The sequence below is a fragment of the Stenotrophomonas sp. YJH_SMC_69 genome (assembly GCF_059370495.1).
In genome coordinates, this window is the sequence record NZ_JCAFTS010000003.1 from 142,397 (window position 1) to 162,868 (window position 20,472).

A 20,472-nucleotide genomic window follows, 5' to 3' on the forward strand; every position below is an offset into this window, starting at 1 on the left:
GGCATGCAATCGAACCTGGGGCCCTGCGGGGCCCCTCATCATTCTTGGAGGAACGCGTATGGCGTCCACTAACCAGAATCTAGACGTAGTACTGCGGGTCAACACGACGGGCTTCCGTACCGCAATGGCGGAGGCCAGCCGCCTGGCAACGCAGAATCTCAAGACACTGCGCGCGGAGGCCGAGCGGACGGCCGCCGCGCTGGCGCGCGTGCATGCGGCACCGGAGGGCGCAACGGGCAAGGCCGCGACAAAGGCAAAGGCCAACGTCGGCGGCGATGTGCTCGGCAGTGGCTTGAAGGAGCTTGGTAGCGGCCTGCTGACGGCCGCCGGTGGCCCATGGGGCATCGCCATCGCGTCGGTGCAGAAGCTGGGCGAAGCGTACCTGGACATGGTCAAGGCGTCCGAACGTGCGCGCAGCGAGTACAAGGAGCAGATGCAGTCGCTGCAGCAGATGTCGTTCTCGATGGACCAGGCCGGCCTGGGCATGGGCGCGGGCACGCTGCCCCTGGAGCAGGCGGTCGCCACGCTGCATGAGCAGGCCAGGGCGCTGCGAGAGCTGGAGGCACGCGAGAAGGCGCTGCAGGGCTCGGTCGTCCATTGGGAAGGCCGAGTGAGTCATGGCCAGCGATCGGGACGGGAAGGGGCGGGCCTGAGTGCAGCCTCGGACTACGCCGAGCTGGAGAAGGCCAGGGCGAACCTGGAAGCGTTCCAGGCGGAGGTCGCGCCGGTCCAGGAGAAGTTCCGGGGCCTGAAAGAAACGATCAGGGGCGCCCTCGACGAGAAGCTGTTCAATGCGATTGCCGCGGCCATCCAGAACGTGGACAACCAGACGCTTGACCAGCTCATCGCGTCTCTGGGTGCGACGCAATGGAACGCATTGAAGGCGACCGATGCCTTCAACGGCATGCTGGGCGCCATGCGCGGAGAGGCGTGGCGGGACGAGGTCGAGTGGATCCGGCTGACCCGTGGCGAGTACGCGGCCTGGATGGCTGAACGCGGCGCGGAGATCAACGCAAGGGGCGGCCCGGACAAGATGGACCCGGCCCAGCGCGCAGAGTTCAACAGGGATGCCGCGCGCAAGAAGGCCGACATCGAACGCAAGGCCCAGTTCCGCGAACAGCAGCAGGCCGCCCAGCAGTCGGTCAGGGGCGTGCACGAGCAGGCTGATGCGTACGCCGGGCTGATGGATCGCATCGAGAAGCAGATCGCCCAGGACCGGGTGCGGCAGAAGCTGAAGGAGGGGATGACAGAGGCGGAAAAGCTGCAGGTCACCCTCCTTGACGAGATGGAGCATGCCGAGAAGAAGCTCAGCGAGCAGAAGCAACTGCGGGTGAAGGCCTCGCTGGACGCCGCGGTGGCCCTGGCCAAGGAAGCGGCAGCCGCTGAAGCGTCGAAGAAGGCCCAGCAGGATCTGCTGAAGCTGCAGCGGGAGCTCCAGCAGGCGGCGCATGCACAGCAGCGCGGCAACGACCAGGCGCTGTTCGGCATCGGCCATGGCGCAGCGAGCGTGGATCGCATGCAACGCCGTTCCGCTCTGGATGAGGATCGGGACAATCGAAAGCGCGCGCTGGACGACGAGTCGCGTGGTGAGGACGGCAAGGTCATCGAGTCGGAGCGCTACAGAGCCCGGCTGGCCGAGCTCGATGCATTCCATGAACAGTCACTGCAACGCGAGGCAGAGTTCCAGGAGAACAAGAAGGCATACCAGTCCGATTGGAAGAACGGCGCAATGCGGGCGTTCGAGGACTATGCCGATGCCGCGGCCAATGCCGCCGAGTTGAGCCACGGCGTCTTCAGTAATGCATTGGGCGGGTTGGAAGACAGTCTGGTCAAGTTTGCCCAGACCGGAAAGCTGTCCTTCTCCGACCTCGCCGACTCGATCATCGCCGATCTGGCGCGCGTGGCAGCCAAACAGATGGTCAGTGGGCTGATCAGTTCGATCGGGCAGATGTTCGGGCCGAAGATCACCGGCTTTTCCATCGGCGGGTACACGGGCCCAGGGGGCAAGTACGAGCCGGCCGGCATCGTCCACAAGGGCGAGGGCGTGCTCAGCCAGGAAGACATGGCTGCGCTCGGCGGCCCATCGGCATTCTTCGCCCTGCGCACTTCGCTGCGAACCGGCAATGGCCTGTCCGGTGGTGATAGCGGGGGTTATGTGCAGGTACCGATCGCCCGTGCCGGCGAGGGTGGGATGAATGTGGAAATCAACAACTACGGCGAAAGCCGGGTCAACACCCGGGAAGAGCGGCAGCGCATGCCCGATGGCAGCGAAGTACGGCGGCTGGTGATCGACATCGTGGGCGACAGCCTCAACGGTGGTGAGCTGGGCGCCATTGGACGGGCCCGATACGGATGGACGGAGGCAGTGGGATGAGCAGTTGGCCAGAATATGCAGAAATCCGCTTTGCGGATTACGGCGAGGAGATCGTCGCTTCGGAAGAGCGGACCGAGATGGAGCGCGGCCCCAGCAAGATGCGCGCGCTCAACAGCCGGGTGATGAAGAACGTGTACGCCTCGGTGCAGTTCCGCACCGCGGCTGACGCCGAGGCATTCGAAGCGTGGTACCTGCACGATGTCGGTCGCGTCGGCTGGTTCACGATGGAGCACCCGCGGACCGGGCAGCCGATCAGCGCCCGCTTCCCGCAGGGCATCGGCCGCCTGGTGCCACTGAACACCCGGTTCCGCTTCTCCAAGCGCGATCTTGTACTGGAGTACATGCGATGAGTTCCTTCCATGAGCGCCGCCAGCGCCTGGCCGACACCCAGGGACCGCTGATGCTGTTGGAAGTGTCGGCGCCGTCGATGCCGGAGGTGTTGCGGATCGTCAACGACAACGTCAACTGGACCAGCAACGGCAAGGAGTTCATTGCCGCACCGTTCGGCTTCCAGCTTCCCGACGATGTCAGTGGACAGGCACCGCGCGCGCAGCTGGTGATCGACAACATCGGCCGCGCACTCACCGAGGACCTGGAAGGGCTTGCCCCCGGAGAGATGGTGACCGCACGGTTGATGCTGACCGATCGCGCCGATCCGGATGCCATCGAGGCCGAGTACGACCTGCCGATGACCCAGGTGTCGGTCAACACGCGCACGGTCAGTGCCCAGTGTGGTGTCGACTTCCTGATGCGCCAGCAGGCCGTGCTGCTGCATGCCAATCCGTTCACGCTGCCGGGAATCTTCTGATGCGCCTGGTCGACGTCGAGCGATGGGTGGGCATCCCCTATGACGAAGCAGCGTGCGACTGCGCCGACCTGGTGATGCAGGTGCAGCGGGCGCTGTTCGCCCGTGAAGTGGCACTGCCCGGACGCCGGCCGCGCGGGCGGCGCGGCTCGGCCGAGCTGGGCGCATTGTCGCGCGCGCAGGCGGTACCTCGCGAGGGGCCTCCACAGGACGGCGACCTGGTACTGATGATCGAACGCGGACAACACAACCCCGGCCACGCCGGGGTTTTCTTTTTCCTGGCTCATGAGGGCTGGGTCTTGCACAGCAACGAAACGAACGGCTGCAGCGTGCTGCACCGCGTTCGTGACCTGCCCGGATTTGGGCTGAGGATCGAGGGATACTACGCATGGAACTGACACCACAACCGGCGGTCGACGGCCGCCTCATCATCACCCCGCACCCGGTGCTGCTGGATGGCCAGCGCAACGTGCCGGTCGAACTGCGCCCGGGTGAAAGCCTGTACGCATTCCTCATGCGCCATGTAGACGGGCTCGATGGCCGCGCATGGCAGGTCTGCGTTGACGGGCTGGAGGTGCCGCGCGAGCAGTGGATGCACACGCGACCGCGCCATGGCCAGTTGATCGAAGTGCGCAGCGTGGTGGGCAAGGCGGTGATTCCGCTGGTGGCGATGATCGCGCTGACCTATTTCACCTTCGGCATCGGCACGCTGGTGGCCGGTTCCGCGTGGGGCGCAGGCGCCATCGCAGGCACGTACGGCACGCTGGCCGCATCCGCGGTCTACGTGGCCGGCAGCGTGCTGATCAACAAGGTTCTCACGCCGAAGCCGCCCAAGCCCGGTGGCGGCGGTGTCGCCGACACGGCGTATTCCCTGGCAGCGCCGCGCAACCGTGTGCGCGCCTATGAACCGCTGGGCCTGCTGTTCGGTTCCACGCGCCTCGCTCCGGACCTGATCAGCCGCCCCTATACCTGGTTCGAGGGCGATGAGCAGTACGTCGGCCTGACCCTCAGCCCGGGCATCAACGTTGGCCGGGTGGAGGCCCTGCAGAACGGTGATTCAGCGCTGTCCAGCTACGAAGGCGTGCGCACCTGGTTCCGCGGCTTCCCGCAGATGCCCGACGAAGCGATTCCGCTGTACAGCAACGCGGATGTGATTGAAGGCGCGCAGCTGCTCGATACCGGCAGCGATGCCAAGCACGTGGCCAGCCCGTGGGTGGAGCGCACCAGCTCCGCTGACTCTCTGCGCCTGCAGGTGAACATCGAGTTCCGGCTGTGGGATACCACGTCCAAGGGCAAGGACAAGGACAACCGCGAGCAGATCCAGATCCAGTACCGGCCGGTCGGCTCCGATGCCTGGCAGTCGTTCGGCAATTACAGCGTCGTGGGACGCACGCAGAAGGCGCGCCGCGTCAGCTACGGCCGCGACGTGGAGCTGGGCCAGTACGACGTGCGCGTACGCGTGGCCGGGCAGAACACCGATGGCAGTGGCGCGCAGGCGAATTTCACCTGGACCACGCTGGTCAGCGTGCAGCGCGACGACGCCAGCCATGCCGGCATTCCTGCCATCGGCCTGCAGATGAAGGCGTCCGGCCAGCTCAATGGCACCCCGGATGAGATCCGCTGCGTGGCTCATGCGCGACCGATTCCGGTGTGGAAGGGTGAAGCGGCCGGCTGGGTGACCGAGGAAACCAGCAACCCGGGCGCACAGATCCTGGCCTACGCGCGTGGCATCCATGATGAGAACGGCAAGCGCATCGCCGGCCTGGGCATGGCCGACCGGCGCATCGATATCGAAAGCCTGAAAGCCTTCATGCTGCACTGCGCGGACAACGCGCTGGGCTACGACTACTGGCTGACCGAGGTGCGCAGCCACCAGGCAGTGCTCGACGCCATCGCGCTGGCCGGCTTCGGCCAGGTGACCTGGGCCAAGGGCCGGCTGGGCGTGGCCTGGGCGGCCGATGAGCAGCCCCTGTCCGGCGTGGTCAACATGGCCACGATCAAGAAGGGCCAGTTCCAGGTCGATTACACCCTGGCCAACGCTGCCGACGGCATCGAGTACAGCTACCTGGACCGCCGCACCTGGAAGGCGGCGACGCTGCGCGTGCCGGCGCCGGGCGTGGAGGTGATGCTCAATCCAGCCAAGATCACCGGTGAGGGCGTCAGCTCCGAAGCCCATGCCGCGATGCTGGCGCGTTGGCATCTGGCGCAGAGCGTCTATCAATACAAGTCGATCAGCTACAGCACCGACATCGAGCACCTGGCCTACTCGCGGTTGTCGGTGCTGGCGTTGCAGCACGACCTTACCCAGTGGGGCTTCGGTGGCCGCCTGATCGATGCCGCCGTCGACGCTGCAGGCGTTGCCACGCTGCAACTGGACGAGACGGTCCCGGCACCTTCGCTGGGCAGTGCGTTCATCGGCCTGCGTATTCCAGGCGAGCGTGTCTACCGCGTACTGCGCGTGGTTCCGGGCGCTGAGCCAAGTGACAGGCTGGTGCTGGCCGATCCGTGGCCGGCAGATGCACCGCTGCCGGGCCACAACGACGGCAATCCTGCACACGACACGATCTGGATCTACGACTTCAAGCAGACGCCGGGTACCCGCGTGCGCGTGACCGGCATCCGCCCGGAAGGTGACCTGAAGGGCGCCGCTGTGGAGGTGGTGCAGGAGGGGCCCGAGTTCTGGCACTACGTGCGGACCGGGCAGTATGTGCCGCCGTCGAATGAATCCTCGCTGCAGACCCGGCCGGTGGCCAGCAATCTGAAGGTGGTCGAGCGCCAGGTCAGCCGGGGTGGCAGCGTGCATACCGAACTGCAGGCCAGCTTCGATATCAGTGGACCCACCGGCGAAACGCGGGTCCTGTCCGATCCAGACGGCAATGCCGCGCTGGAGGAAGTGGCACGCACCACCACGCGATCAGCGAGCTGGGCGATTCCCGGAGCGGGTACCTATCCGGTGGTCGTTCGTCCGTACAGCCCCGATGGCCGTGCCGGCGTTGCCGTGTCCACCCAGTACACCACGCTGGGTGCCGATGCGCCGCCGGTCCTGGTCGATCTGTTCGACATCGAAGAGCTCAGCGGTGGCGTGCGCCGGTATGTGTGGGGCTTCTCCGGCGACACCGTGCGGTCGGCTGATTTCGCCGGCGTGGAAATCCGCTATACCGCCGGCAGTATCGACAACCCGCTGTGGGAGCACATGACCCCGCTGGGCGATGCCGGTGGCTTCTTCACCTCCGCAATCGAAGCCGTATTGCCAGAGGCGGGCAGCTGGACGTTTGCGTGCCGCAGTCGCAACACCGCTGGCGTGCTGTCCGTCGGTGCCCGCTACCTGCGACGCTCGCTGGGGCGCAATACCGGGCAGACGCTGGAGGGAATCGGCGGTGTGGTCGAATCTGTCAAGCAGGACCTGGGCAAGGAAATCAACGCCCGCATCGACAGCGACCTGGCCGCCGCCACCCGTGCAGCCGAGGCGCTGCGTAGCGAATCGCTGCGCCTGCAGGACCAGATCACCGCCAGCGCCCAACGACTTGCCGGCCAGGCCGAACGGCTGGACCAGCAGGCGCAGGCGCTCAAGGCGAACACCGATGGCCTGGCGCGCGAAGTGCTGGACCGTGCTGCCGGCGATCTGAATACCCGCACCGAGCTGACCACGGCGGTGACCCGCGAAACCAGCGAGCGCCGGTCAGATGTGGAGAACCTGACCCGCATGGTGAGCCAGCTGTCGGCAGGCAGTGGCGTGCAGTTCGACAGCAAGCGCATCTGGTACTTCGACAGCAGCGTGGAAGGTTGGGGCGCGAATGGCGGCAGTCCAACGCTGGTGGAGGGCTGGCTGCGCCCGGCCAACCATGCCAGCGACGCCTTCGTGACGAGCCCGCGCGGCCAGGATGTCCAGGGCGCGGCGCACCGCTTCGTCAAGCTGCGCATCCGCAAGGTGGGCAGTCCTGCCTGGGACGGGCGCCTGCTGTGGAATGGTCCCGGCCAGTCGTGGGACAACGCACGCATGGTGCAGTTCGCGGAGCCAAGCTATGACAGCAACGGCATCGCGACGCTGGACGTGGACAACATTCCATGGAACGGGACCATCGTCGACCAGATCCGCCTGGATCTGTCCAAGGCGCAGACCGATGCCGACTACTTCCTGCTGGACTGGGTGGCGATCGGCCGCCCGACGCCGGGTGCGTCGGTGGCCATGTTGCAGGACGAAGCCACTGCACGCGTCGCAGCAGACAGCAGCGAAGCGGGCCGGCGCGAGTCGCTGGCCGTGCAGTTGCGCGGCAGCTACGAGGGCGGTGACCTGGCAGGGGTCAGCCAGGGCCTGATCGCGGCCGAGAAGACCGCACGGCTGAGTGGCGACCAGGTCAACGCGCAGTCGATCCAGGCACTCCAGGCACGGATGCCGGCAGGCACCGGCGCGCTGGCCACCAGTGCCAGTGTCAGCAGCCTGCAGCAGGCGATGGTGACCGCTGACACCGCGCTGGGGCGGCGCGTGGACAGCCTCGATGCCACGATGGGGGACAAGATCGGATCCAGCGCCTTCAATGCGTTGAAGACCGAAGTCGGGCAGCTCGATGGCCGGGTTACCAGCAGCAGCCAGGACCTGGTGCAGCTGAAGAGTCGCATGGAAGCGGTGATGGGCGCGGGCAGCAACCTCGCGCTCAATGGCGACTTCAACCTGGGCGCTGGCACCGGCTGGACGTTCTTCAACACCACCGCAGCATCGGTGGTGCGCGAGGGCCGCGGCAACAGCCTGTGCTGGAAGGCGGAGCCCTATGCGGGCGGAAGCAATACGGTGGTCAGCGCCGCGGTCAATGAGGGGCGCGTCATCACCCTGACCGCCGGCCGTCGCTATCGAGTGTCGTGCTGGACGCGGACCAGCGAGGACTTCGACGGCACCGCCGACAATACCAAGCTGCGCGTCGCCGACCACAACGGCAACCTGATGGGCGGCGCCACGCAGTCGTTCCCGAAATCGGCGGACTGGGTCAAGACCGAGACCTTCGTGACGTTGTCGCCTACCGGCACGGTGCAGGGCATCAAGGTCACGATCAACCGCAATGGCACGGCCGGCACGTTGTGGCTGGACGATCTGTGGGTGGAGGATGTGACCGATGTCGACGCGAACGCTGCGGCGGTCAGTGGCCTGTCGACCAGGGTGGAACAGATCGATGGCAAGCTGAGCAGTGCCGCCGAGGACGTCACCCGGCTGGCCTCGGGCATCGGCAACATGGTGGCCTACAACATCATCGCCAACGCACATATCCTCGCCTGGCCCACCGGTGGCCCCCGTGCATCGGGTGTGTACCGTGCCAATGGCAGCATCGTGCCGGGCATGGGCGCCAACCGGGGGCTGCGGGTGGGCATCATCAATGCGGACAACAGCATCACCGATACGGCGGTGTTCGATACCCATGGCAATCTGCAGAGCGAGTCGGCCCGCTTCAACACCTGGTACGACCAGACGCTGAAGGACAACCAGTACTTCATTGCCTATACGTCCGATGCAGTGGGGGCGATCAGTAGTGCCAGCAACAGCGACACCAGTGGCCTGCGCACCCGCCTGCTGGACGCGGGCCTGTCACAGGAAAACCTGGCGGCCCTGTCGGGGTCGCGGATGCTGGTGATGATCGGGCGGCGCAGGAGTGGTGCCGGCGGTGGCAGGCAGATCCTGTCGCCCTTGCCGGAGACCGGCCGTACTGGCATGTGGGTGGAAATGACCGTCACCGTGCTCAATGGCGTGCCGACCGGATCGCAGGATTCGTCGATGCTCGATCGTACGGCGCGGAGCAATGCGGACGCCTTGACCGGGCTGCGCACCGACGTCAGCAAGCTCGGTACCGACCTGGTGTCCGCCGCCGACAGCCTGACCAGCCTGGCCGCGCGGGTCGACACCTCGGTGACCAGCAGCGACAACGTGCTGCGCAACAGTAACTTTGCTGGCAGTGCCGCCTGGTGGACGCTGACCCGTACCGTGTCGGCCAACACCGTGGAGTGGGTGAAGGCATCGGGCCAGAGTGGTGATGCGTTGCTGATGACGCATGGGCCGCAGGCCGGGCAGAATCCGGCCATCACGGCCAATGACGCGCGGTGGCTGCCCGTTGTTGCCGGCAGGTCGCGGCGGTACCGCCTGGTGATGGTCGCCCGCGCCTTCGACGATGCGACGGCGACCTTGGTCTGCCGGCTGCGCGTGCGGACCAGCGGGGTGAGTGAAAGCCATGCCGACGTGACGCTGAACCTGTCCGATGCGTCCTGGAAAACCTACACGGCCGAATGGTCTGCCGCGCAGGATCGCAACGAGATCATGCCGCAGGTGCATCTGACCAATGCCGGCGGCAAGGTGCTGTTCGACCGGATCGAGTTCTACGACATCACCGATGCGCAGGACATCGCCGGCAACGCGACGGCCATCGCCAACCTGCGCAGCGACGTGGTGCAGCTGGGCGATCGTGTCACCAGCAGTGCGTCCAGTGTGCTCAAGCTGCAGTCGGACGTGCAGTCGGTCCTCAATGGCAGCGACAGCCTGTTCCCGCTGGGTGCGTTCGAAACGTTCCAGGATGGCCAACTGCTGGGCAGTGCGGCGGGCACGATCTACACCGCCCGCGCCGATGCTCGCCGGACCGGTGAGCGCGGTCTGGACGTGAACGTTGCGGCCAACACCAGCCCGAACACCAATGCGGACCTGTACCTCGGGCAGTGGACCCCCATCACCGGCAATCGCCGCATCTATGTGGAGTACTACGCCCGCCTGCATCCGGACAGTATCCAGCCGACCGCTGGTTCCATCCGGGTGGGCTGGCAGACCACCAACGAAGCCAACGCGGAGAATTCGTGGCCCTTGCAGGCTTACGCACTGGCCTCGCTGCGCAAGGATGGCTGGACCAAGGTCAGCGGTTACCTGAACACCGCCGCGTCTGCGGCGAAGTGGCGGATGCTGGTCAGCATTCCGGGAGGAAGTGGTGCGCGCGAAGTGGGCGTGCGCGTGCAGGTGGACGACATCCGCATGATCGATGTCACCGACGCCTACGCCGCGCAGCAGAGCGCCGCTGCCACGGCCACCGCGGTGACCGCGCTGACCACCAAAGTCGATCAGCAGGGCACGAAGGTCGACGCGCAGGCGCAGCAGCTCACCGGCCTGTCCAGCGGGCTGAAGGGCGTGCTCAACACCGGAAGCGGCCTGCTGCCCAATCCCGACTTCGCCGAAGGGCTGGGGGGGTGGACGGCATCGGCGGCGGCCAATGGGGCGGTGTGGAGTACGGTCAACGGCGACGGACGCCCAGGTGTGCTGCTCAACCGCTACACGAACGTGAATCCGACCCTGCAGGCCAACGGTGGCAAATGGGTGCCGATCAACGGCGCGCGCCGCCTGCGGGTGATCGTCCGCGCCTGCGGTGCTGGCGGCGCCAACAATCTGCTGGTGCGGATGTATCGCAAGAATGCGGCAGGCCAGCAGTCCTACCAGGATCTGCGTGCCGTGTTCGCGGTGGAGGCGTTCGAGACCCGATCGTTCGACTTCGATGCCTTCAACAGCGGCATCGATGCCTGGCGCTTGAACCTCTATGTTCATCCCGACAACGGTCAGGTGCGGGTGGACAGCGTCCAGGTCTATGACATCACCGACCAGGTGGCCAACGATGCCAATGCCTCGGCCATCACTGGGCTGAGCACCTCGGTAAGCCAGCAGGGCACCAAGCTGGACACCACCGCGCGTGACCTGACCCAGCTCAAGACCCAGGTGGGCGATGTATCGGCCAGCGGCTTCTCGCAGCTGAACAGCCAGGTCAGCCAGCAGGGTACGCAACTGACTGCGCTGTCCGGGCGGATCGATGGCGTGCAGGCCTCACTGGGTGGCAAGGCGGATGCAGCCGTGGTCACCAGCATGCAGGCGCAGGTCAAGAATCTGGGCGCCGGTGGCAACCTGCTGATGAACACCACGTTCCCCTTCTGGCAGCGCTCGGGGTGGGGCTGGGGCAGTAATCCGAACGGGCGGTGGACCGAACTGGGCAACCCCACCGGCGATGACAACTGGCATCCGCAGGGGATCTTCGGGCTGGGCGCGGTGACGCCCGGCGTCGTCGCAGCAGGCGAAATGGCATGGTGGGGAACCGAGTACGACATCGCCATCGAAGGCGGCAAGACCTATTGCGCGTCCGCCTGGATCAATACCCATCGCGTGGAAGCCAAGCTAGAGATGACGTTCTTCGATGCGGCCGGCAATCACCTGGGGCTGGTGCACAGCCCGGGCGTGAGGAGCGATACCGGAACCCCGATCACGCTCGACCGCTTGACGCGCACGTTCCTGATCACCAAGGCGCCCGCCACGGCGACCTTCGCTCGCTTTCGCGTGATCGTGATCGGCACCGGTGGAAACACGCCCTATTTCTGGATGTTCCGCCCGATGCTCAGCCAGGTGGACGCGGCAGCAACCGCCCCGCCCACCTGGTCGGCCGGAGGCACCGAGTCTTCCGCGCAGTGGTCGGTCAACGTCCGTGCAGATGGCCGGGTAGGGGGCGTGCAACTGGCGTCCAGCGGCCAGGTCTCGCGTTTCGATGTGGTGGCCGACGCGTTCAGTGTCAGTGCCCCCGGTGGCGGGCGTCGTACCGAGTACAGCGATGGCAACTGGCGGGTCTATGACGAAGCCGGACGCCTGCGCGTGCGCATGGGCGTGTGGTGACCCGTGCACCTGCCCGTCGCGGTGGGTGCCCTGCATGAAAACCGTTCGGGCCGCCGGTGGATGCGGCCCTTTTTTTGGAGATCCAACATGAAGTTCAACGCACGTCTTGTCCTGCTGACCCGCGCAGTGGAGCAGTCGGGGGTGGTCAATCTGCATTTCCGGCCGGAGGGCGAGAACCTTCTTCCGCAGATGGTGATCCCGGTATCGCCGCTGGATGCGTATGCCTTGAAGTTCGGGGCACTGTACCGGTTCGAGGCGATCGAGGTGGAAGAAGCGCTGCCCATTGAAGCAGCCGCTGGCTGAGACCGGGCGGTTGCAGTGGTGCTGGATATGACCGGGTACTGACCCTTCACGGGCCAGGCGCCGCAGGCGGCAGCGGCGATTCAGGGCGCTGGCCCGAAGCCCGGTATACTGGCGCCCTTTCAGGCCCCGGCCCCCAGGAACCCCTGCCATGCCGGCAGGGGCCCAGGCCCCCAGAGTCCCGCGATTCCATGTCCCAGCTGAACCCCAAAGTCGGCTTCGTCAGCCTTGGCTGCCCGAAGGCCCTCGTCGATTCCGAGCGCATCCTCACCCAGCTCCGCTCGGAAGGCTACGACATCGTCCCGTCCTACGATTCGGCCGACGTGGTGGTGGTCAACACCTGTGGCTTCATCGATTCGGCGGTGACCGAGTCGCTGGATGCCATTGGCGAGGCGATGAACCAGAACGGCAAGGTCATCGTCACCGGCTGCCTGGGCAAGCGCCCTGAGCAGATCCGCGAGGCGTACCCCAACGTGCTGGCGGTGTCCGGCCCGCAGGATTACCAGAGCGTGATGGAAGCGGTGCATGAAGCACTGCCGCCCAAGCACGATCCGTTCGTGGATCTGGTGCCCGACTACGGCATCAAGCTGACCCCGCGCCATTACGCCTACCTGAAGATTTCCGAAGGCTGCAACCACAAGTGCAGCTTCTGCATCATTCCGTCGATGCGCGGCAAGCTGGTCTCGCGCCCGGTGGATGAGGTGCTGCGCGAAGCCGAGCGCCTGGTGCGTGGTGGCGTGCGTGAGCTGCTGGTGGTTTCGCAGGACACCTCTGCCTACGGCGTGGACGTGAAGTACGCCGAGAAGATGTGGCGCGACAAGGCCTACCAGACCCGCCTGAAGGCGCTGTGCGAAGGCCTGTCCGAGCTGGATGCGTGGGTGCGCATGCACTACGTCTACCCGTATCCGCACGTGGACGAAGTGGTGCCGCTGATGGCCGAGAACCGCATCCTGCCGTACCTGGACATCCCGTTCCAGCATGCGAGTCCGCGCATCCTGCGCCTGATGAAGCGCCCCGGTGCGGTCGAGAAGACCTTGGAGCGCGTGCAGAACTGGCGCCGTATCGCGCCGGACATCACCGTGCGTTCGACCTTCATCGTCGGCTTCCCGGGCGAGACCGAGTCCGAGTTCGAAGAACTGCTGTCGTTCCTCGACGAAGCGCAGCTGGATCGCGTGGGCGCGTTCGCCTATTCGCCGGTCGAGGGGGCCACCGCCAACGATCTGCCCGATGCTGTGCCGGAGGAAGTGAAGCAGGAGCGTCTGGCCCGCTTCATGGAGAAGCAGGCGCAGATCTCCGCCGCACGCCTGGAGGCCAAGATCGGCACCGTGCAGCAGTGCCTGGTCGACGCCATCGAAGGCGATATCGCCGTGGCCCGTTCCAGGGCCGATGCGCCGGAGATCGACGGACTGGTGCACATCCAGAACGCCGACCAGGTGCCGCTGCGCGTGGGCGAATTCGTCGACGTGGAAATCACCGAGAGCGACGAGCACGACCTGTACGGTGACGCGCTGCCCGCCGCTCCCCGCCCGGCATTCGACCTCAAGATGCTGTGACCGCAGCGACGACCGCCGCCAATGACGGGGGCGGCGTCCGGCGCTTCGTACCGCCGCCACGTGCGGCGATCGATCCGCAGGTGTTCGCGCAGCCGCTGTTTGCCGGGCTGCAGGATTTCCGTGATCTGCTGGATGGCCCCCACTGGCCGTCCATAGCGGCGCTTGACGCACGCCTGTCCCTGCCGGGTTGGCAGCTGGTCGAACAGGATGCCGCGTTGCTGGCCGATGGCCTGCACTACGAGGCCCGCATCGCGCAGGGGCGCATCGCCACCCGTGCCGACAACTGGCACGACCTGTTCAACGCGCTGGTGTGGGCCTCCCACCAGCAGCTCAAGCGGGCACTCAACGTGCAGCAGTGCCGGCATATCGAAGCCATGCCACCCGGCCAGCGCAACCGCGCGCAGGCCGCCTTGACCCAGTTCGACGAAACCGGCGTGATCGTGCGTGTGGGGGATGTCACGTTGCTGCGCGCGTGGGATGGGCATGACTGGCCTGCGTTGTTCGAGCCAACGCGCTGGCAGAGCGGTGACATCGCCATTGCCACGGTATTCGGGCACGCGTTGATGGAACAGGCACTGCTGCCGGGGCGATTGCTGGTGGGCAAGTGCGTGGTGGTGCAGGGTGATGCCGATGCTGCCTGCGTTGACGCGGTGACTGCGGCCATTGCCGAAGGCAGGGCAGTGACCGATCCGCTGCAGCTGCGGCCCCTGCCGTTGGCCGGTGTTCCTGGCTGGCACGGCGTGCAGGATTCCGCCTTCTATCGCAATGCCGGGTATTTCCGCCCGTTGCGCGCAGGGCGCACATACCCGCCGCCGTTGTAGAGCCGAGCCCATGCTCGGCTGCGTTTGCCCATCAGACGAGCATGGGCTCGGCTCTACAACGGCAGCGAGGTCGGGCATGACTCGACTCTACAACGGCGCGTACTCCACCCCGATCACCGCAAAGGTGAATTGCCCGCCGGGCAGCTCCACCGAGAATTCATCATCCAGTCGCTTCTTCAGCAGCGCCCGCGCCAACGGCGAATCGATGCTGATCCAGCCCAGCCCGGCATCGGTCTCATCCGGCCCGACAATGCGATAGCGGCTGGTCTCGCCACTGTCCACATTCTCCAGTTCCACCCATGCGCCGAAGAACACCGCCAGCGGGTCGGTCGGCGTGGTGTCGACCACGCGCAGTGATTCCAGCCGCTTGGTCAGGTAGCGCACGCGACGGTCGATCTCGCCCAGCTGCTTCTTGCGATAGGTGTATTCAGCGTTCTCGGAGCGGTCACCTTCCGCGGCGGCCGCGGCCAGTGCCTTCACCACCTCCGGGCGGCGCACGCGCCACAGCTCATCCAGTTCGGCCTTCAGCCGGGCATGCCCGGAGGCAGTGATCAGTGCCGTGCTTTTTTCTGCGGGGGGGCGCCAACGCGACATGCAATACGACTTCTTTTCTGGATGACGAACGGGGAGCGGGGTCGGAGCCCTCCCTGGCGGGGGGGGATCCGACCCTGGGGTCAGATCCCTTTCCAGCGGAAAGGGCTCTGACCCCGGCCGTGGCAGATCAACGCTTTCCGCCGAAGATGCCACCCAGGATGCCGCGCACGATCTGGTTGCCCAGCTTGGTGCCGACGGTGCGCGTGGTCTGCTTGGCCATCGTCTCGATCATGCCCTGGCGGCGCTTGGTGCCGAAGATCGCATCCTTGATCGCCTGGCCGAAACCGCCTTCCTGCGCTTCGTCCTGTTCGCGGCTGCGCGCGGCCGGCGCCTGCGCCTGTTCGACAGTCTTCTGTGCACGCTGGGCCAGCAGTTCGGCGGCCGATTCGCGGTTGATCGCGGTGTCGTAGCGACTGCCGACCGGGCTGCCGGCACGCACCTGGGCGCGCTCGGCTTCGGTGATCGGCCCCATCCGGCAGCGTGGCGGCGCGATCATGGTCTGCTGCACCGGCATCGGGATGCCCTTGTCCTGCAGCGTGGAGACCAGGGCCTCACCAGTGCCGAGCTGGCTCAGTACCTTGGCCACGTCCAGCTTCGGGTTCGGCACGAAGGTTTCGGCCGCGGTCTTCACCGCCTTCTGGTCGCGCGGGGTGAACGCGCGCAGTGCGTGCTGCACGCGGTTGCCGAGCTGGCCGAGGATGTTGCCTGGCACGTCGTCGGGGAACTGCGAGCAGAAATACACGCCCACGCCCTTGGAGCGGATCAGGCGCACCACCTGCTCGATGCGCTGCACCAGCGATGGCGGCGCATCGTCGAACAGCAGGTGCGCCTCGTCGAAGATGAAGACCAGCTTCGGCTTGTCCAGGTCGCCCACTTCCGGCAGCTGCTCGAACAGCTCCGACAGCAGCCACAGCAGGAAGGTGGAGTACAGCTTGGGCTTGAGTACCAGCTGGTCGGCGGCGAGGATGCCGATCATGCCACGGCCGTCGTGGTTGACGCGCATGATGTCGGCCAGCTCCAGCGCAGGTTCGCCGAAGAAGTGCTCGCCACCGTCCTGCGCCAGGCGCAGCACCGAACGCTGGATCGCGGCGATCGACTGCGCGCTGACCAGGCCGTACTCGGTGGAGATGTCCTTGCGCTCCTCGGCGACGAGGCCGAGCAGGGCGCGCAGGTCGTCCATGTCCAGCAGCAGCAGGCCGCGGTCGTCGGCCAGCTTGAACACGATGTCGAGCACGCCGGACTGGGTGTCGTTCAACTCGAGGATGCGCGCCAGCAGGGTCGGGCCCATTTCGCTGACGGTGGTGCGCACCGGGTGGCCCAGCTTGCCGTACAGGTCCCAGAAGAGGGTGGGGCTGGCGGCCGGCGCATAGTCGGCCACGCCGATCTCGGCGGCACGCTGGAGCAGGTTCTCGGCGCCGCTGCCGGGCACGGCCAGGCCGGAGACATCGCCCTTCACATCGGCCAGGAACACCGGCACGCCCAGTCGCGAGAAGCCCTCGGCCAGCGTCATCAGGGTCACGGTCTTGCCGGTACCGGTGGCTCCGGCCACCAGGCCGTGGCGGTTGCCGAGTTTCGGCAGCAGGGTGACGGCAATATCGTCGGTAATGCCTTTGCCGAGCAGAATCGGATCCATGGTCCAGCCCTTGTGATGAATAGCCCAATGTTAACCGCCGGCAGTGACGGTCCGAAGGTCGGCTTGCCCGGACCTTGGCGGCGCCGCTACTCTGCCTGCCTGTTTCGCACACAGTGCCATCAATGCCCGTTCCTGTCCTGATTTCCCGCGGTTGGCCGCTGCTGGCCCTGGCCGGCCTGGTTTCCCTGGCGCCCGACGCCCATGCGCAGCGGGTTTCGGCCCGGGACAAGGTGAAGGTGGATGCGCTGCAGCAGCGCATGACCGTCGCCGAAAAGCGCTACAGCGACGCCCTGCTGCTGGTCGCCAATGCCGACCCCAAGGGCAGCAACGAGGCCGACGCCGCGCTGGAGGACATGGAAGATGTCCTCAACGACTGCGTGAAGCAGAAGGGCTGCCAGATGGGCACCCTGCTGGCCAGCTACAAGCGCCTGCTCAAGCACGACGCCGATGCCGCTGCCAGCGATGACGTGGCCGACGAGGGGGGTGACCGCCTGGAAGCCGACCCGGATCACATCGGCCCGCTGACCGCGGATGTGCCCGAGGCCGCGCGCGCTGCCGCGCTGCTGAACGACAAGCGGCACGCCTTCGACAGCATGGTCGAGTACAACCCGGCGGTGCAGGCCGGCATCCGTCGCTGGCTGACCGACATGCGTCCTGCGCTGCTGACCAGCTACGAGAACTACCAGAACCTGCGCGCGGTGATGTGGCCGGAGTGGGAGAAGCGTGGCCTGCCCGAGGCGCTGCTGTTCGGCATCATGGCCAAGGAATCCAACGGCCGCGTGCACGCTTCCTCGCGTGCCGGCGCCGCCGGCCTGATGCAGTTCATGCCGGCCACTGGCCGTCGCTTCGGCCTCGGCCCGGATGGCACCGGCTTCGACACGCGCTTCGATGCGCGCAGCGCCGCCGAGGCCAGCGCCAGCTACCTCAACGAACGCCTGCGCGAACTGAACAACAACGTGGAAATGTCGGTGGCCGCCTACAACGGTGGCGAAGGCCGTGCCGCACGCGTGTTCAAGCAGAGCGCCGGCCAGAGCTTCTGGACCGACAGTGTCTACAACCAGTTCCCGGGCGAGACCAAGGACTATGTGCCGATGGTGATTGCCGCGGCCTGGATCTTCCTGCACCCGCAGCAGTATGGCGTGGAGTTCCCGAAGATCAGCGCGCAGCCGGCCACGCTGCGCCTGGCCAAGTCCACCACCATCTATGAACTGACCATCTGCCTGGGCAGCCACGGCACCCGTGATGGCTACATGCGCGCGCTGCGCAACCTCAACCCGCGCTATGAAGCCGATGGCTGGATTCCGGCCGGCACCCTGATCAACGCCACCACCCGCATCGCCGGGCTGTACCAGCGCAACTGCGTCAGTGGCCCGCGTGCCGACCTGGCCCGCACCCTGATCACCGCCGATCTGAACGCGGCGATCAAGCGCCCGACCGCGGCCAGCTACACCGGCAGCGTCGCCGTGGGCGGCGTGGTGCCGGTGGCCGACGCTGCGGCCTCCACCAGTGTGCCGACCACGCCGGTGGCGGCGGTGGCGACGCCTCGCCCGGCGCCGGCCGCGCGCCCGAAGCCGGTGCGCAGCCACAAGGTGGGCAAGGGCGAGACCCTGGGCGCCATCGCGGCGAAGTTCCAGTGCGACGTGCCGACCCTGGCCCGCGCCAACGGCCTGAAGGCCCCGGCCTACAGCCTGCGTCACGGCCAGACGCTGAAGCTGCAGGGCTGCGACAAGTAATTCCCCCGACCCCTGGAACCCGCATGGATCTCGAAGACACCCGCAACCTGTTCGCCAACCTCCGCGAAAACACCGACTGGGACATCAACGGCCCGTTGCTGTGGGGGTACTTCTTCGTGCACTCCACTGCTGAGCCGTTGCAGGCACTGGCAGAGCACCTGCAGGCGCAGGGCTACACCTTCGTGGAACTGTTCGAACAAGATCCGGAAGAGGGTGACGCGCCGTTCCACGTGCTGCATGTGGAGCGCGTGGAGATCCACGACGAAGCCTCGCTGGACCGTCGCAACCAGGAATTCGCAGCGCTGGCCGCGGAGAAGGGCGTGGAAGACTACGACGGCATGGACGTCGGCCCGGCCCCGGCCCTGCAGTAACGCGCGTACCGGTAGTGCCGGCCGCTGGCCGGCATCCCGTTGTGGAAAAGGGGACGGAGGGGATTAAGTCGTTTATGCATAAACGACTTAATCCCCTCCGTCCCCTTTTTATCAGCGCAGCTTCGCCAGGGCCTGGCCCAGCTGTACCGGGCTTTCGGCGCCCAGCTGCGGGGCGAATTCGGCCACGCCCGGCGGCAGCAGCACGATCACGGTCGAGCCGTAGTTGAAGCGTGCCATCTCGGCGAAACGCTCCAGCCTGATGCCCTGGCCGCGGTAGTCCTTGCGGGTGATGCGGTCGCCGTAGTGCGGAATCTCCTCGCCGCTCCACACGGTTTCCACGCCGGACACCAGCAGTGCACCGACCATCACGCTGACCATCGGGCCGAAGCTGGTATCGAAATGGCAGACCAGGCGTTCGTTGCGTGCGAACAGGCGCGGTACGCCGTTGACGGCCGCCGGGCCGACACTGAACAGGCGCCCTGGCACGTGCACGGTTTCACGCAGGGTGCCGGTCCAGGGCATGTGCACGCGGTGGTAGTCGCGCGGGGACAGGTACACGGTGGCGTACAGGCCGTCGTTGTACGGCTTGGCATCCTCGGCGCCGCCCAGCAGTTCGGCGGCGGTGAACGACTGGCCCTTGGCCTGGAAAATGCGGCCGGCCTCGATCCTGCCGAGCTGGCTGATGCGGCCGTCGGCCGGCATCACCAGGCTGCGCGGATCGGCATCGGCCACGCGTGCGCCCGGCTTCAGCGCACGGGTGAAGAACTGGTTGAAGGTCGCATAGCTGCGCGGGTCCGGGTTGGCCGCTTCGTCCAGGTTGACGTTGAACTTGCGGGTGACCGTGTCGATTAGCCAGCGCGACACGCGCGGATCGTCCGAGTACGCCAGCGAACGCGCCATCGAGGACAGCAGGCGGTGGGGCAGGGCATACGTCAGGGCGGTGGTGAGGCTCATGGGGCGGTTTTCTCGGTCAGCTTCTGCAGGTCGCGGGCGATCGCCGGCGCGTTGAACGGGGGGCGTACCAGGCCGGCGAGGCGGCCCTGCGGGTCGAGCACGGCCAGGCTGGCCGAATGCTCGACGGTGTAATCCTCGGGGTTCTCGTCGAAATGCTTGCCCGGCACCTTCTGGAACACGAAGCCCAACGAGGTGGCGAAGCGCTCCAGCGAGGGAACGTCAGCGGTGGCGGCCAGGGTGTCCTTGTGGAAGCCGTGCACGTACTCGCCCAGCCGGGTGGCGCTGTCGCGGTCGGGGTCGACCGAGATGAACAGCACGCGTGGGCGCAGGCTGTCGGGCAGGGCTTCCCACTGGTTCTGCGCGCCGGCCAGCGCGGCCAGCGTGGTCGGGCAGACGTCGGGGCAGAAGGTGAAGCCCAGGAACACCAGGGTCCAGTGGCCCTTCAGTTCGCCCGGGATCAGGCGGGTGCCGTCGGACTGGGCCAGGTTGAAGTCAGGCAGTTCGCGCGGCTGCGGATACAGCGTGATCGCTTCGGTGGCCGGGGCATTGGCCGGCGGCTTCGGCGCGAACACCTGCTGGGCGGCCAGCAGGCCGAGACCCGCCGCCAGGGCGATCAGCAGGATGATGCCGGCGTTGCGATTGAACATGGGGGCTCCCGCGCGAAGTGGG

The 20,472-nt window shown here is 66.6% G+C and carries 14 protein-coding genes; 10 read left to right on the forward strand and 4 right to left on the reverse strand.

What is annotated here, in order from left to right; translation table 11 throughout:
* The first annotated feature begins 58 nt into the window (after nt 1-58).
* The 8 genes from AC5P8F_RS06220 to AC5P8F_RS06255 all read left to right on the forward strand — a co-directional run bounded on the left by AC5P8F_RS06220 (nt 59) and on the right by AC5P8F_RS06255 (nt 14,518).
* Nucleotides 59-2,374, forward strand: a complete 2,316-nt coding sequence (locus tag AC5P8F_RS06220; RefSeq protein WP_069116152.1) for a phage tail tape measure protein — start codon at nt 59-61, stop codon at nt 2,372-2,374.
* Nucleotides 2,371-2,724, forward strand: coding sequence for a hypothetical protein (locus tag AC5P8F_RS06225; RefSeq protein ID WP_014647906.1), 354 nt, complete (start codon nt 2,371-2,373; stop codon nt 2,722-2,724). The genes AC5P8F_RS06220 and AC5P8F_RS06225 overlap by 4 nt, the downstream gene beginning before the upstream one ends.
* A complete protein-coding gene (locus AC5P8F_RS06230) occupies nt 2,721-3,182 on the forward strand; it encodes a DUF1833 family protein (protein ID WP_014647905.1) in 462 nt (153 codons plus the stop codon). Before AC5P8F_RS06225 ends, AC5P8F_RS06230 begins: the two co-directional genes overlap by 4 nt.
* Entirely contained in the window at nt 3,182-3,577 is a 396-nt protein-coding gene (locus tag AC5P8F_RS06235) for a hypothetical protein (RefSeq protein ID WP_014647904.1), read from the forward strand. Before AC5P8F_RS06230 ends, AC5P8F_RS06235 begins: the two co-directional genes overlap by 1 nt.
* Nucleotides 3,568-11,844 carry a host specificity factor TipJ family phage tail protein gene (locus AC5P8F_RS06240; RefSeq protein ID WP_495227747.1) on the forward strand — a complete coding sequence of 2,759 codons (8,277 nt, stop codon included), beginning with the start codon at nt 3,568-3,570 and terminating at the stop codon, nt 11,842-11,844. The genes AC5P8F_RS06235 and AC5P8F_RS06240 overlap by 10 nt, the downstream gene beginning before the upstream one ends.
* Before the next feature lie 87 nt (nt 11,845-11,931).
* Entirely contained in the window at nt 11,932-12,147 is a 216-nt protein-coding gene (locus AC5P8F_RS06245) for a hypothetical protein (protein ID WP_041863666.1), read from the forward strand.
* A gap of 188 nt (nt 12,148-12,335) precedes the next feature.
* Nucleotides 12,336-13,697, forward strand: coding sequence for a 30S ribosomal protein S12 methylthiotransferase RimO (rimO, locus tag AC5P8F_RS06250; RefSeq protein ID WP_142235326.1), 1,362 nt, complete (start codon nt 12,336-12,338; stop codon nt 13,695-13,697).
* Complete coding sequence (locus AC5P8F_RS06255) at nt 13,694-14,518, forward strand: DUF3025 domain-containing protein (protein WP_495227749.1); 825 nt, start codon at nt 13,694-13,696, stop codon at nt 14,516-14,518. Before rimO ends, AC5P8F_RS06255 begins: the two co-directional genes overlap by 4 nt.
* A gap of 87 nt (nt 14,519-14,605) precedes the next feature.
* Here AC5P8F_RS06255 and greB read toward each other — a convergent pair whose 3' ends face one another.
* Complete coding sequence (gene greB, locus AC5P8F_RS06260; RefSeq protein ID WP_014647900.1) at nt 14,606-15,112, reverse strand: transcription elongation factor GreB; 507 nt, start codon at nt 15,110-15,112, stop codon at nt 14,606-14,608.
* Nucleotides 15,113-15,239: 127 nt separating this feature from the next.
* On the reverse strand, nt 15,240-16,745 hold the full coding sequence (locus tag AC5P8F_RS06265) for a helicase HerA-like domain-containing protein (protein ID WP_046431840.1): 1,506 nt from the start codon (nt 16,743-16,745) through the stop codon (nt 15,240-15,242).
* A 122-nt stretch (nt 16,746-16,867) separates the two neighbouring features.
* Here AC5P8F_RS06265 and AC5P8F_RS06270 point away from each other — a divergent pair, with 122 nt between their 5' ends.
* Both AC5P8F_RS06270 and AC5P8F_RS06275 read left to right on the forward strand, forming a co-directional pair.
* Nucleotides 16,868-18,478 (forward strand): transglycosylase SLT domain-containing protein, encoded by a 1,611-nt coding sequence (locus AC5P8F_RS06270; RefSeq protein WP_014647898.1) that lies wholly within the window; start codon nt 16,868-16,870, stop codon nt 18,476-18,478.
* Nucleotides 18,479-18,501: 23 nt separating this feature from the next.
* Nucleotides 18,502-18,849: a ribonuclease E inhibitor RraB gene (locus tag AC5P8F_RS06275; RefSeq protein ID WP_046431838.1), complete on the forward strand. Its 348-nt coding sequence runs from the start codon at nt 18,502-18,504 to the stop codon at nt 18,847-18,849.
* Between the two features lie 111 nt (nt 18,850-18,960).
* Here the strand turns inward: AC5P8F_RS06275 and asd are convergent, their stop codons facing one another.
* Nucleotides 18,961-19,803 (reverse strand): archaetidylserine decarboxylase, encoded by an 843-nt coding sequence (gene asd, locus AC5P8F_RS06280; RefSeq protein WP_169411778.1) that lies wholly within the window; start codon nt 19,801-19,803, stop codon nt 18,961-18,963.
* A complete protein-coding gene (locus AC5P8F_RS06285; RefSeq protein ID WP_014647895.1) occupies nt 19,800-20,450 on the reverse strand; it encodes an SCO family protein in 651 nt (216 codons plus the stop codon). Before AC5P8F_RS06285 ends, asd begins: the two co-directional genes overlap by 4 nt.
* Between the last annotated feature and the right edge of the window lie 22 nt (nt 20,451-20,472).

Bases quoted from the DNA above. Each gene is read 5' to 3' on its own strand.
- AC5P8F_RS06220 (WP_069116152.1), top strand. From the start codon at position 59: ATGGCGTCCACTAACCAGAATCTAGACGTAGTACTGCGGGTCAACACG.
- AC5P8F_RS06225 (WP_014647906.1), top strand. From the start codon at position 2,371: ATGAGCAGTTGGCCAGAATATGCAGAAATCCGCTTTGCGGATTACGGC.
- AC5P8F_RS06230 (WP_014647905.1), top strand. From the start codon at position 2,721: ATGAGTTCCTTCCATGAGCGCCGCCAGCGCCTGGCCGACACCCAGGGA.
- AC5P8F_RS06235 (WP_014647904.1), top strand. From the start codon at position 3,182: ATGCGCCTGGTCGACGTCGAGCGATGGGTGGGCATCCCCTATGACGAA.
- AC5P8F_RS06240 (WP_495227747.1), top strand. From the start codon at position 3,568: ATGGAACTGACACCACAACCGGCGGTCGACGGCCGCCTCATCATCACC.
- AC5P8F_RS06245 (WP_041863666.1), top strand. From the start codon at position 11,932: ATGAAGTTCAACGCACGTCTTGTCCTGCTGACCCGCGCAGTGGAGCAG.
- rimO (WP_142235326.1), top strand. From the start codon at position 12,336: ATGTCCCAGCTGAACCCCAAAGTCGGCTTCGTCAGCCTTGGCTGCCCG.
- greB (WP_014647900.1), bottom strand. From the start codon at position 15,112: ATGTCGCGTTGGCGCCCCCCCGCAGAAAAAAGCACGGCACTGATCACT.
- AC5P8F_RS06265 (WP_046431840.1), bottom strand. From the start codon at position 16,745: ATGGATCCGATTCTGCTCGGCAAAGGCATTACCGACGATATTGCCGTC.
- AC5P8F_RS06270 (WP_014647898.1), top strand. From the start codon at position 16,868: ATGCCCGTTCCTGTCCTGATTTCCCGCGGTTGGCCGCTGCTGGCCCTG.
- AC5P8F_RS06275 (WP_046431838.1), top strand. From the start codon at position 18,502: ATGGATCTCGAAGACACCCGCAACCTGTTCGCCAACCTCCGCGAAAAC.
- asd (WP_169411778.1), bottom strand. From the start codon at position 19,803: ATGAGCCTCACCACCGCCCTGACGTATGCCCTGCCCCACCGCCTGCTG.
- AC5P8F_RS06285 (WP_014647895.1), bottom strand. From the start codon at position 20,450: ATGTTCAATCGCAACGCCGGCATCATCCTGCTGATCGCCCTGGCGGCG.